14 protein-coding genes and 1 rRNA gene are annotated in these 12,157 nt (G+C 28.3%); all 15 read right to left on the bottom strand.

The genetic code is table 11. The features are described from left to right. Positions 1-49 precede the first annotated feature (49 nt). The 15 genes from LLF98_RS08080 to rrf all read right to left on the bottom strand — a co-directional run bounded on the left by LLF98_RS08080 (position 50) and on the right by rrf (position 12,135). Entirely contained in the window at positions 50-1,132 is a 1,083-nt protein-coding gene (locus LLF98_RS08080; RefSeq protein WP_291702596.1) for a histidinol-phosphate transaminase, read from the bottom strand. 121 nt (positions 1,133-1,253) lie between these two features. Continuing rightward, a complete protein-coding gene (gene cbiB, locus LLF98_RS08075) occupies positions 1,254-2,204 on the bottom strand; it encodes an adenosylcobinamide-phosphate synthase CbiB (RefSeq protein ID WP_291702594.1) in 951 nt (316 codons plus the stop codon). Beyond that, positions 2,197-2,817 (bottom strand): phosphoglycerate mutase family protein, encoded by a 621-nt coding sequence (locus LLF98_RS08070; RefSeq protein WP_291702593.1) that lies wholly within the window; start codon positions 2,815-2,817, stop codon positions 2,197-2,199. The genes cbiB and LLF98_RS08070 overlap by 8 nt, the downstream gene beginning before the upstream one ends. 196 nt (positions 2,818-3,013) lie before the next feature. Then, positions 3,014-3,388: a bifunctional adenosylcobinamide kinase/adenosylcobinamide-phosphate guanylyltransferase gene (locus LLF98_RS08065; RefSeq protein ID WP_291702592.1), complete on the bottom strand. Its 375-nt coding sequence runs from the start codon at positions 3,386-3,388 to the stop codon at positions 3,014-3,016. A gap of 18 nt (positions 3,389-3,406) precedes the next feature. Next, on the bottom strand, positions 3,407-4,165 hold the full coding sequence (locus tag LLF98_RS08060) for an adenosylcobinamide-GDP ribazoletransferase (protein ID WP_291702591.1): 759 nt from the start codon (positions 4,163-4,165) through the stop codon (positions 3,407-3,409). Between the two features lie 15 nt (positions 4,166-4,180). Further along, entirely contained in the window at positions 4,181-4,702 is a 522-nt protein-coding gene (locus LLF98_RS08055; RefSeq protein ID WP_291702590.1) for a bifunctional adenosylcobinamide kinase/adenosylcobinamide-phosphate guanylyltransferase, read from the bottom strand. Between the two features lie 10 nt (positions 4,703-4,712). Further along, the gene (locus tag LLF98_RS08050) at positions 4,713-5,243 is read right to left on the bottom strand and encodes a cob(I)yrinic acid a,c-diamide adenosyltransferase (protein WP_291702589.1); all 531 of its coding nucleotides are present in this window, start codon (positions 5,241-5,243) and stop codon (positions 4,713-4,715) included. A gap of 98 nt (positions 5,244-5,341) precedes the next feature. After that, positions 5,342-6,433, bottom strand: coding sequence for a nicotinate-nucleotide--dimethylbenzimidazole phosphoribosyltransferase (gene cobT / locus LLF98_RS08045; RefSeq protein ID WP_291702588.1), 1,092 nt, complete (start codon positions 6,431-6,433; stop codon positions 5,342-5,344). Between the two features lie 534 nt (positions 6,434-6,967). Beyond that, positions 6,968-7,729, bottom strand: coding sequence for a cobalt-precorrin-6A reductase (locus tag LLF98_RS08040; protein ID WP_291702586.1), 762 nt, complete (start codon positions 7,727-7,729; stop codon positions 6,968-6,970). A 57-nt stretch (positions 7,730-7,786) separates the two neighbouring features. Continuing rightward, positions 7,787-8,509 carry a precorrin-3B C(17)-methyltransferase gene (cobJ, locus tag LLF98_RS08035; protein WP_291702584.1) on the bottom strand — a complete coding sequence of 241 codons (723 nt, stop codon included), beginning with the start codon at positions 8,507-8,509 and terminating at the stop codon, positions 7,787-7,789. A gap of 248 nt (positions 8,510-8,757) precedes the next feature. After that, a complete protein-coding gene (locus tag LLF98_RS08030) occupies positions 8,758-9,117 on the bottom strand; it encodes a hypothetical protein (protein ID WP_291702711.1) in 360 nt (119 codons plus the stop codon). Positions 9,118-9,313: 196 nt separating this feature from the next. Next, entirely contained in the window at positions 9,314-10,720 is a 1,407-nt protein-coding gene (gene pepV, locus LLF98_RS08025; RefSeq protein WP_291702582.1) for a dipeptidase PepV, read from the bottom strand. Positions 10,721-10,967: 247 nt separating this feature from the next. Then, the gene (locus LLF98_RS08020) at positions 10,968-11,108 is read right to left on the bottom strand and encodes a heavy metal-associated domain-containing protein (RefSeq protein WP_291702580.1); all 141 of its coding nucleotides are present in this window, start codon (positions 11,106-11,108) and stop codon (positions 10,968-10,970) included. A gap of 238 nt (positions 11,109-11,346) precedes the next feature. After that, the gene (locus tag LLF98_RS08015) at positions 11,347-11,487 is read right to left on the bottom strand and encodes a hypothetical protein (protein ID WP_291702578.1); all 141 of its coding nucleotides are present in this window, start codon (positions 11,485-11,487) and stop codon (positions 11,347-11,349) included. Positions 11,488-12,018: 531 nt separating this feature from the next. Then, positions 12,019-12,135, bottom strand: a 5S ribosomal RNA gene (gene rrf, locus LLF98_RS08005). Between the last annotated feature and the right edge of the window lie 22 nt (positions 12,136-12,157).

Genomic DNA, 12,157 nt, shown 5'->3' with positions numbered 1-12,157 from the left:
TTCTTCACTTGATTTTTAAAATACTTACTCTTGTCTTATATTTATATTACTATTCATTTTTATATACTTCAAATATATTTCTTATATTCTTTATTAATATAGAATTTTCTTCATGTGTTCTTACTGCAATCCTGTAATAATTATTATCTAATCCTTCATAATTACTGCAACTTCTTATTAAGATGTTATTCTTTAAGAGTTCACTTTTTAAATTTACTTTAATAAGAGTTTTTAAGAAAATAAAATTTACACTTGGTTCATAGACTTTTAATCCTTTTATTTCTTTTATTTCACTATATAAACGATTTTTCTCAGCTTCTATGAAGCTTATAGATTTCCTTATATAATTATCGTCTTTAATTCCAATTTTGGTAGCTATTTCTGCTAAAATATTTATATTCCATGCTGGAGATATCTTTTCTATCTTTTCTTTTAAATCTATATTACCGCATATTCCATATCCAATTCTTATACCTGGAAGTGCAAAAAATTTAGTTAATGATTTTATTATAATTAAATTTTCATATTCATTTATGTAAGAAATCATTGATAAGTTTCCTTTTATAAAATCTAAAAAGGATTCATCTATTATCACCATAACATTATTCTTCTTTGCCCTAATTAAAATCTTTACTAATAAATCTTTTGTAGTTGCAACTCCAGTTGGATTATTAGGATTACATATAAACATTAAATCTAACTCACTATTTATATAATCTAAAATATCCTCTTGTATATAAAAGTTATTTTCTTCTTTTAATTTATAATAAATAATATTACCATTTATAGCTTTTGTTGCTTCTTCATATTCTGAAAAAGTTGGTGCTAAAATAAGTGTATTCTTTGGATTAATTCCTCTGACTACATTAAATAAGACATCTGCTGCTCCATTTCCTAATATTAAATTATTTTTATTGATATTTTCAAATTCTCCTATTGCACATTTAAGTTCAAAATAAGTTATATCTGGATATTTCTCAATTTCATCTAAACCTTCTATAATTGCCTTTTTTACACTACTTGGCATTCCTAATGGATTTATATTGGCTGAAAAGTCAAGTATTTTATCATATTCCATTTTATTGTCTCTGCTTATTTCTTTTGCATTTCCACCATGACCAAAACTCGCCATAACTTTCCTCCCTTGTCCATTGTACAATCAATTTATGTTCAAATTACACACATCAAATAAAATAGTAACTTAAGTTATCGTGTTAGTTAAATTGTGCTACCATTTTAATTGTAAATTTTAACTAGCTAAATAACATTACTATTAAGCTTTTAATTACTAAAGCAAGCACAAATCCTATAAAAGAAGATAAATAAAGAACTTTAGCTGTTTTATAAACATCTTTAATCTGAATTTCATTAAGGTTATCACCTATGGCAGGCTTTTCTACAAGTTTTCCAAAATAGTAGTTTGCTCCTCCAAGTTGTAATCCGAGTGCTCCAGCTATAGCCGCTTCTGGATGAGCACTATTGGGGCTTGTATGATTATATCTATCTCTTTTGTATATCTTAAAACTGTTTTTATAATCATATCTTAATATTGCAGCGCATATTACTATTAATATTCCTGTTATCCTGGCTGGAATATAATTAAAGATATCATCTAATTTAGCTGGAAAATATCCAAAATCTATATATTTATTATTCTTATACCCAAACATTGAATCTAATGTATTAACAGCTTTATATGCAAAAGCTAAAGGTGCACCAAAAATTCCTGCATAAAATAAAGGTGCTATAATCCCATCTGCCATATTTTCGGCTATAGTTTCAACAACTGCTTTTATTATTCCTTCTTTATTTAAATTTGCGGTATCACGCCCTACAATAAACGATAGTTGTTTTCTTGCACCCTCTATATTATCGTTTATCAAGAACTTAATTACTTTATAGCCTTCAACCACCAAACCTTTTGATGCTATACAAAAATATATTAAAATTCCTTCTAAAATAATACCAAAATAAATATTCAATTCCTTAGTTATATTAACAATTTCAAAGGTAATCATAAATGTTAGCATAACTGTAAGCATCCAAACCATAAGTCCTGCGAATTTTAAATATTTTTTTAAGATGCTTCTAAATATTATTTCAAATTTTCTTGCAACATATCCAATTCCCCTAACAGGGTGAAATGGGTTATTTGGGTCTCCAATTATTATATCTAAAATGAAGCCTATTGTTAACTCAATCATATAAGCCTCCTTTTTCAATTACTTTATCTATTTTAAACTTTCCATTTTTAGATGCAGTTATAGTTAATTCATATCCTTCTCCATTTTTAGGTTGCCACTCATAAAATTTCTTTTTATCATCATATAACATTTCTAATAACATACCTATACTTCCACCATGGGTTACTCCAAAAGCTGTTTTTATATTTTCTTTTATAAGATATTCTATAAGTTCTGTAAAGCCTTCTTTAATTCTTTTTCTAAATTCTGCTCTACTTTCTCCGTTTGGGCATTTTATATTGCCTTCTTTATCACCTATCCAACTTATGTATTCTTTTAATAATTTTATATCTTCATATGATTTTAATTCAAAATCCCCAAAATCATATTCAAAAAACTTTGCTAAAATATTATATTTATTTCCCGGGCAAAGAATTTCTAATGTTTGATTTGCTCTTTTTGCTCCACTGGTAAAATAAAAATCACACTTTGGATATTTATTCTTTTTTGCGTTTTCTTTTAATTCTTGAGTTCCAGTTTCAGCTAACTCAACATCGCTTTTTCCACAATATAACTTATTTTCATTACAATAAGTTTTTCCATGCCTAATTAAATATACTTTAATTTCATTCATAAATTATTATTAGTGATAAAATCATTATGCAAATTTATCACTAAAGTTTCCCCACCTTTCTATAATAAAACTTGACTCATAGATTTTCACTAAGTCAGTGATTCACACAAAATCTTTTTTTGTAAAGAAATTAACTCGTATGCGCGAGTTAACTAAGTTCGAGGAACCAAATACAAGATTTAGACTCTCACTTATCTCACTTAAGTTTTTCTTGCAGTCCGAAGAATATTCTATATACAGAATAAGAATGTTTTGTAAAGAATTGCAACATATGTCCTGTTTCTTCTCTCCAAGCTCTGTCTAACTTTTCCATTGGAACAATCCCTGAATTTATTTCATCACAAATTATTATCTTATCTTTCAACGAATTTATATTGGCTTCTAAAATATCCAGTGAACTAATTTTATTTAAAACACAAGCTCTTGTGAAAACATGTAGTCCACATAAGACCTTTTTATCAAAGTTTAGATGCTGATCAGTGCAGAAAAATATTTCTTCATTATCTATATCATATTTTTTTTTTACAAATTCTAATTTTCCATTATAAGCTCCACCAAAAATCAATACCATTAATTATCACCTCTAAAATCATGAGATTATGCCTAAAGTTAATATTCCTATTACCTCACCTACAACTAAAGCAAATCCAGCAACATCGCCTGATATTCCACCAAATTCTTTTTTGCATTTTTCTACGGCCCATGTAATTCCTAAGATTATTAATAAAATTAACAATATCCCATAAAAACTTAACAACGCAAATGAAATTATAATCATTAATATTAATGAAACTATCATAATAATTTTATCATGAATATTGGTTCCTTTTTTAAAATAAGTTCCAAGAGTACTTTCTTTTATTGTGGTTCTACTTAAGAGAAAATATGCTACAACACTTCTACTTACTATTGGAATTAATATAATTGTGTAAAAGGGAATATTTTTTTCTAAAACAGAATATATACCTCCAAATTGCAAAAAAAATAAAATTAGTAGTGATATTACTGCAAATGCTCCTGTTGTAGAGTCTTTTAATATTCTAAGTTTTTCTTCTTTATCTCTTCTTGAGAGAATTGCATCACAAACATCCATAAAACCATCTAAATGTAGCATTCCCGTAATGCAAAATGGCACTATCATACTAACTACACTTTTTAAAATAATTGAGATATTTAAAATGCTAATTAAATAATATACTATGATCCATATAACTCCAACTATCAACCCTATAGTTGGATAAAATTTCATCATATTTTTAACACCCTCATCATCCCATTCAATATATGGTGTTGGAAGTACAGTAAACATACTTAGTGCCATTATAAATCCTTTGTATAATTTCTTCATAAAATAGTTTTCTCCTCATAATTTAATATATCTTATATTGCCAAAGCTGCATTCCATAACATTATCAGAAATCTTTGATAATTCTTTATTTATAATAGCTAGTTCCTTTTTGAAAGTTTCAGTTACTTCATCATATTTTATAGCATCATTGAATATATAATCACTTACAATCACAGTATTTTTAGCTTTTATCATAATTTTTTTTAGTCCATTTACTATATTTACTGAAGGATTTTCTATAATTTTATTTTCTATAAACATTTCATTAGTCAAAAGTGATGTAATACTATCTATTAATACTGTATCATTATATTTAATATTATTAACTATTTCATGAAGATTTCTTTGCACCTCTAAAGTTATAAAATTTAATCCTACTCTATTTTGTATATGCTTCTTTATTCTTTCTTCATCTTCTTTATCATATGGCTTCATGGTAGCAATGTATATGACTTTGTCTTTGTTTAAAGTTAACGCTATTTTCTCAGAAGCTTCAGATTTACCACTTTTAGAGCCTCCAATTATTAAATAATTCATTGAATATCCCTTACTTTTCTATACCTATTCTTGAATTTATGCCTTTTTCATATGGATGTTTTACAGCCTTAATTTCAGAAACATAATCTGCAAGCTCAACTAACTTCTCATCAGGATTTCTTCCAGTTAATATAACTTCTAATCCCTCTGGCTTATTTTTAAGAAATTTTACAACTTCATATAATGAAATTAAATCTAAATTAGTTGACGCTATTATTTCATCTAATATAAGTAAATCAAAGTTTTCATCTACAGCTTTTTGGGTAACTTTTCTAAATCTATTTGCATGTTCATTCTTAGTCAATATTTGTTCTTCAGTGCTCATAAATTTGAAAAACTTATTTACTGGAATTCCTTTAAAAATTTCAAAGTTTGGTCTAAGTTTTTCAATAGAATTTAATTCACCAGTTTCATTGTCTTTTAAAAATTGAGTTAATAAAACTTTCTTGCCTCTACCTACAGCTCTCATTCCAAGTCCCATAGAAGCTGTAGTCTTTCCTTTTCCATCTCCACAATAAATATGAATAAGACCTAATTCCATAACTTACTTCCTTTCTTTAAGAATTTTTCCACTAAATTTTCATTAAAAATACTACGAATATTTCCTTTAGTAATTATTCTTGCATTCCTTTTGTTAAATTAATTGTCCATTGCTTTAAGTTCATCTAAATAGCTATCATTAATTTCTGCTTCTTCAAAAGTTGCCATATTATTCATTACTGCACATGCTGAATCAATTATTGAAAATGCTAATGGACATCCACTTCCTTCTCCAAGGGCCATATCTAAATTCAATATTGGGCTTAAGTTTAGTTCTTTCATCGCCACTTTAAATCCGAGTTCTCTTGAACCATGGGAAGTAAACATATACTCTCTAGTTTTAGGATTTAGTCTAAAAGCAACAAGTGCTGCAACTACTGATATAAAACCATCTATAACAACTGGAATTTTATAATAAGCAGCACCTAAAAATACGCCTGCCATAGCTGCTATATCAAATCCTCCAACTTTAGACACTACATCTATTGGATCTTCTTTAATTGGCTTGTTTATTTCTATAGCTTTCTTAATAACCTCTTTTTTCCATTCAAAAGTTTCGTCTGTAATTCCACCACCTCGACCCACTACATATTCCACTTTAATATCTGTTAAAGCTGATAAAACTGCACTGCTTGTTGAAGTATTTCCTATTCCCATTTCTCCAACACCAAGAATTTCATAGCCTAATTCTTTTGCATTTTTTACACATTCAAATCCAATTAACATTGCTTTTATAGCTTCTTCATAACTCATAGCAGGTCCTTTAGCAATATTATAAGTAGATTTTCTTATCTTTTTATTAATTACATCTGGATAATTAAAATTACAGTTAATTCCAACATCAACAACCATAAGCTCTGTATTATTTGCTTTTGCAAGAACTGCAACACCTGTTAATCCCTTAGTAAAATTGATTGTTTGAGCTAAGGTTACAGATTGCGGTGCTGATGCAACGCCTTCTTCAACAACACCATTATCCGAGCACATTATAATAACCATTTTTTTATTAATTTGATTCTTTACCTTACCTGTAATTCCAGAAAGTTTTATTGCTATTTCTTCTAATTTCCCTAAACTCTTTAAGGGCTTTGCAAGTGAAATCATTCTTTTATCTGCCTGTTTTATTATTTCTTTATTTACATCGTCTATTGCATTTATAATATTGTTTAATTGCTCCAAATTAGTATTCATTTTATGTATCCCCCAATTATTTAACTTTTTCTCTCCTAATAAAAAAAACACTTAATGATAATCTCCACCATGTTGTTTAGTATTAAGTAGTACATCAAATTCATATTTAAAACTAAAAGCTTTATCTTTTTCAGATAACATCTTATATGCTATTTTGTAATTGTCAACGCCACTCCTTGAATATTATCAAAATTCATTCCAAATAACAACTTGATTTGCGTTAATAACAAAACATGTACACATTATCTATAATATCCTTTTTGTTAAATATAACATAATTAGATAAGTTATGACCATATAAAAATGTTCTAAAATGATCATACTAAAGTTTTTAATATATATTATAAAAAATAATCTTGATGAAAACGGTTAACAGTAAGCTATTTTCTTGAATATTCCTAATATATATTACAACCTATATATATGCTATTTATAATTTTAATATTAAATAAATAAAAAAATTAAGAGAAACCTTTCCCTTCCTAATTCAGGGACAAGTTTCTCTTCTGGATTATTTATTAAACTTATTAATATTTATATTCTTTTTATTAAAAATTCTACTAAACTTTCCTCATCATTAAATGCTAAGTCATAATTAAACTTTGGCTTTTCTATTACTATTAATTTTATTTTACATTTACGCACTGCTTTAAGTTTTTCTAATACTCCACCCTCAATTCCACTATCCTTAGTTAAAATTGCTTTAACATCATATTGGTTTATAAAAGCTTTTTCAAGTTCATAAGATATTGGCCCTTGAAGTGCAATAATATCTTTAATGTTAATCCCTGATCCTACTATCTTTGTTAAAACTTTAGGTGATGGCAAAATCCTATGTATAATTCTATATTTAAAATCCAAATTTAAAAACTTAGAAACATTATTCCCACCTGTTGTATTTAAAACATTTCCTTCTATTCTTTTTATAATATCAATAGCTTCATCATAACTTTTAACTCTTACTATATCTTCACCATCAATATTTTCTAATGCTCCTTGTCTTTCATATCTCACATATTGAATTTCAAGGTCATTTACACATTCTAAAGCAGTTTTAGTGACTTCCTGCGCATAAGGATGTGAAGCATCAACTAAAACATTAATTCCATTCACTTTTATCCAATTTAGCATTTCTTCCTTATTTAAAGGCTTTGTATTTAAAACCTTTATATTAAATTCTTTAAGTATCTCACCACCATAAGTTGTGGCTGTTGTAACTGCAATTTCATCTGTATATTTATTTATTAAAGATACAATTTTTCTTCCTTCTGAAGTTCCTAAAATAAATCCAATCATTTTTTCTCCAATTCTAAATCATCTAAAAAATAACTTTCTAGAAATTCCCTATTACTTTTATCTCTTATTTTCATAGCCTCTAGGAGTTATAAATTTTCCATCTTTATAATAACTCTTTGAGTTTCCTACTATTACGATTGACATCATATCTACTATTTCAGTATCAAAATCTTTAATTGTAAACAGTTTGTAGCTTTGTCCTTCTCTAAGTGCATGTCTTACCACTGCTACTGGAGTAGAATCTTGTCTAAATTCTTTTATTATATCAATACATTCTCTTAAGTATTCTGATCTCCCTATGCTTTTAGGATTATATAAAGATATTATAAAATCTCCTTCTGCAGCTAATTTCACTCTCTTTTTTATGTCCTCGTAAGGTGTCATAAGATCACTTAAGCTAATATTACAGTTGTCGTGCATAAGTGGGGCACCAATTACTGAACCGGCTGCACTACTTGCAGTTATTCCTGGGATTATTTCAACCTCTTCATTTTCTCTAAGTTCAAGAATTAATCCAGCCATTCCATAAATCCCAGCATCTCCAGTACTTATTAATGCTACATTTTTATCTTTACATAAACTTAAGGCTTCCTTGCATCTAGCTTCTTCACCTTTCATTCCTGTTGAGTATAATTCTTTATCTTTAACTAACTCTTTTATCATATCTATATACTTATTGTATCCCACAATAACATCACTATCTTCAATTGCTTTTAAAGCTCTTAAACTCATATTTTCGATACTTCCAGGACCTATTCCTATAACTCTTAATTTCCCCATTTAAAATCCACCTTTCTCTTTATTGTTTATCTCTTGAATATTGTTTAATATGTATCACATCTAGTTTTATATTATACCATTTTGCTACTTAATAAATATATATAATGTTTAAAATAGCTAAATATAAAAATTGAGTAACCTTTCTCAAAGTTACTCAAAATTGTTTTAGCTATCATAAAAACCATAATCCATTGAATTATAAAAGAACCAACAATACTGCTGTATCTCTATTTATTCCATACTCCTTACTAATAATTATAGTAAGGATTATAAGGATACGGTGGTTGATAAATGTAAGGGTAAGGTAATAATGATAATGCAGCTAAACTAGCAAGTGGAAAAGCTCTACGTCTAAATCTTCTGAATCTTCTTCTACGACGAGGACGACCATGATATTGTCGTTGTTCATCAGATTGATCTTCACCATCTTGCTCCATTACATCCTCACCAACTAACACGATAATTCGATCTGGGTCAACATTTTCAATAATTCCATCAAATGTACTTCCATCTGTCATTGTTAAAGTAGTATGATAGTACAGGCATCTTTTGCATTCATCATATAAAGACTGTACATCTCTGTAATAATCATTTCCTTCTAAATCCATTTTTCTAACCATCTCCTTTCAAATACCATGATATTCATATGCAAGGAGAAATGTACCATTTTAATGGGTAATTCTTCATAAAAAAATCAAAAACTAATTTACTATTTTATCTTATTTAAAGTCATTTTTATTAGCTAAATTGCCCTACAATTAAATTTTCATATGGCAATTTAGCTCCAGGGTAATTTTTATTATATTATTTACATAAATCAATTATTGCTTGAGTAAATATTTTAGCACTTAGTATTAATTCATCTATATTGGCAAACTCATCATTTCCATGCATATTATTCTCAGTCCCTAGCATTGTACAGCCAAATGCCACACCATTTTTAAGATGATGCACATATGTCCCCCCACCAATAGCAAGACATTCTCCTTTTTTACCGCTATATTCTTCATAACATTTTAAAAGTGTACGTACAAAATCAGAATCTTCACTTACATGATGTGCTTCAACTAAATCATCATAAGAAAGACTAATATTTTCTTTTTTCATAGTATCTCTTAAAACATCACGTAAATTTTCATTTGTAGCGCAAATTGGGGCTCTACAATCAAATACACCACTAAAGCCTTTAGTAGTATATTCAAAAATATTTAATGTAATAGTTAATTCCCCTGATATTTCATCACTCATTTTAACACGGCTAGCTTCACCATTAAAATCACCATGAGGAAATAATTTTTGTACTTCACATAATCTATAAAAACCTTCACTCTTTGCAAATGGAACATCTTTAAGTAATTCTAACATTCCAGTTAATGCATTATTACCATTATCAGGGGTAGATGCATGCGCCCCACTTCCTTTTGCAGAAATAATTAACTTTCCATTAGCTTCTTCATGTACTGTGAATTTTATTCCCGTTTTCTGTTCAGTAGATTCTAAGTATTTTTTAATTTCATCTTTATTAAAACCTTCAACTGTAGCATTAGCTTTGTCTGGAACAACATTAGCCTTAACTCCACTTTGTACACATACTATTCTAGGAAGAGTAACATCTTCTTCAAACTGTGCTTCAAATTTGCTAGCTAAACGACCTTTTTCAATATTTATAACTGGGAACTCAGCATCTGGTGAAAAAGTCATAGGTGCTTCTTTTTCAATTTTATAATAATAATCAATGTCTTCGCTACCACACTCTTCATCTGTCCCCAAAATAAGTCTAGCGTTTTTACTAAGTGGTATATTTAAATCTTTAACTGCTTTTAAGGCATACAAGGCTACAATTGCCGGTCCCTTATCATCTGCACTTCCTCTACCATATAATTTTCCATCTTTTATAATAGGTTCAAAAGGCTTTGTAACCTTCCAGTCATCACTAACTGGTACTACATCTAAATGAGCAAGAATATCTAAACCTTTTTCATTTCCATTTAAATCAATAGTTCCAACATAATTATCATAATTCTTAGTTTTAAATCCCATCTCTTGTGCTAAATTTAATGCTAATTCTAGCGCTTTAGCCGGTCCTTCTCCAAAAGGCATTCCAGGTATTGCTTTTTCTCTATCACTTTTTATTTTAATAATGCTACATATATCATTTAACATTTCATCTTTGTGAATAGCAAAATAATCTTCAATTTGTTTTCTGTACATTGTATCTCTCCTTCCATTTACCCTTGTTGTAATTTACTGAGGGTAATTACTATTATATTATATATCACAAATTCATTAATGTGGTATTTGCCTCTTTATTATTTCACTCTTCTTGCTGTAATATAATCAGATCTAATCCCTGACCACATCTTTAACTCATTGTGCTCCATTTCCCGAAAAATTTTGTGTTAATGTATTAATACTAGCATTAAAGGAACTATTCCTTAGTGCAAATATCACTATTATATTAAACAATTACTTGCTGAGCAGTATAACTAGCCATTGAATTTATAACTCCAGAAACTTTCTTTAGTGCTCTTTCTACTCTTCCTTCACAAGAAGTACATGTCATGTCATAAACTTTAATAATCTCTCTTTTAATGTTCATATTTCCCTCCACTAAATTACTGCATTTTGTTCCAGTAATTTATTTTATTATAATTTACCTCTACATATATTAAGTATAATAAAAAGTTATGAAGATTTTATGCGGATATGAAAATTTTTAAAAATAACATCAAAAATTTCCATGCTATTTTGCTATATATTAATATAAGATAATCATTATATACATTAGTAAAGCTGCCTCAATAGAATTTCAAATTCAATATGAGGCAGTTCATTATTTACTTATCACTCTTGTTTCTTACAGGTTTATATGATCCTGTTTTATCTTCTGGATCTATATAAGTATAATCGCCAGTTGAAGTTTTTTTCAATCCAAGTGAAGCCATTTTCTTTTTAGTAGTTTTATGTTTATTAGCCATAAATATCACTCCTTCTACATTTTTAGGATTTCCATATAGAATTAATTCATACATGAATGTAGGATTCAGCATGTCTTTATTTTAAATCCTTATCCTAAAACCTGATATCATGCAGGCAGTTTCATAATAATTATGCCCTGCTATAGTGCTGCATTATTATTTAATTCCCTTTTATAACAGTAACAATATGTTTTGGAGCTCTACACGTAAATTCTTAATATGAACATCCACGACTCTATCTGAACCTCAAAATCAATGCCAAAAATCCTTTCTATTATAGCTTCCCGTGTAAATACTTTTCCTCCATTTGAAGCTAAAACATATTGTTTAACCTATCTTCTTTTTTACCAGTTTGAAGTTCAATTATGAATATATCCAATTTTAACCATTTATTAAAATCTCTATTATGAAAATTCTTTGTTCCTTGCGCCACTTCAAATTCTAAAATTTATAGTTATATAAACACAACATAAAAAGAGGTATAATACAAAATGATTGTTCAAATCATTTTGTATTATACCTCTTTCAATTACCTCGCAACGTCCTACTCTGCCACACAGTCACCCGTGCAGTACCATCGGCGCTATAGACCTTAACTGTCCTGTTCGGAATGGGAAGGAGTGTTACCTCTATGCCATCGTCACGAGATGCTAGTTTATTCTAAATCTTT

Origin of the sequence: Clostridium sp., assembly GCF_021372645.1 — a bacterium.
Taxonomy (GTDB): Bacteria; Bacillota; Clostridia; order Clostridiales; family Clostridiaceae; genus Clostridium.
Note: the sequence above shows the minus strand (reverse complement) of the source record. Positions and strands in the feature narration are given on the sequence as shown.

Excerpts from the sequence above, each read along its gene's own strand:
- LLF98_RS08080 (WP_291702596.1), bottom strand. The coding sequence starts at position 1,132 with ATGGCGAGTTTTGGTCATGGTGGAAATGCAAAAGAAATAAGCAGAGAC.
- cbiB (WP_291702594.1), bottom strand. The coding sequence starts at position 2,204 with ATGATTGAGTTAACAATAGGCTTCATTTTAGATATAATAATTGGAGAC.
- LLF98_RS08070 (WP_291702593.1), bottom strand. The coding sequence starts at position 2,817 with ATGAATGAAATTAAAGTATATTTAATTAGGCATGGAAAAACTTATTGT.
- LLF98_RS08065 (WP_291702592.1), bottom strand. The coding sequence starts at position 3,388 with ATGGTATTGATTTTTGGTGGAGCTTATAATGGAAAATTAGAATTTGTA.
- LLF98_RS08060 (WP_291702591.1), bottom strand. The coding sequence starts at position 4,165 with ATGAAGAAATTATACAAAGGATTTATAATGGCACTAAGTATGTTTACT.
- LLF98_RS08055 (WP_291702590.1), bottom strand. The coding sequence starts at position 4,702 with ATGAATTATTTAATAATTGGAGGCTCTAAAAGTGGTAAATCTGAAGCT.
- LLF98_RS08050 (WP_291702589.1), bottom strand. The coding sequence starts at position 5,243 with ATGGAATTAGGTCTTATTCATATTTATTGTGGAGATGGAAAAGGAAAG.
- cobT (WP_291702588.1), bottom strand. The coding sequence starts at position 6,433 with ATGAATACTAATTTGGAGCAATTAAACAATATTATAAATGCAATAGAC.
- LLF98_RS08040 (WP_291702586.1), bottom strand. The coding sequence starts at position 7,729 with ATGATTGGATTTATTTTAGGAACTTCAGAAGGAAGAAAAATTGTATCT.
- cobJ (WP_291702584.1), bottom strand. The coding sequence starts at position 8,509 with ATGGGGAAATTAAGAGTTATAGGAATAGGTCCTGGAAGTATCGAAAAT.
- LLF98_RS08030 (WP_291702711.1), bottom strand. The coding sequence starts at position 9,117 with ATGGATTTAGAAGGAAATGATTATTACAGAGATGTACAGTCTTTATAT.
- pepV (WP_291702582.1), bottom strand. The coding sequence starts at position 10,720 with ATGTACAGAAAACAAATTGAAGATTATTTTGCTATTCACAAAGATGAA.
- LLF98_RS08020 (WP_291702580.1), bottom strand. The coding sequence starts at position 11,108 with ATGAACATTAAAAGAGAGATTATTAAAGTTTATGACATGACATGTACT.
- LLF98_RS08015 (WP_291702578.1), bottom strand. The coding sequence starts at position 11,487 with ATGGCTAATAAACATAAAACTACTAAAAAGAAAATGGCTTCACTTGGA.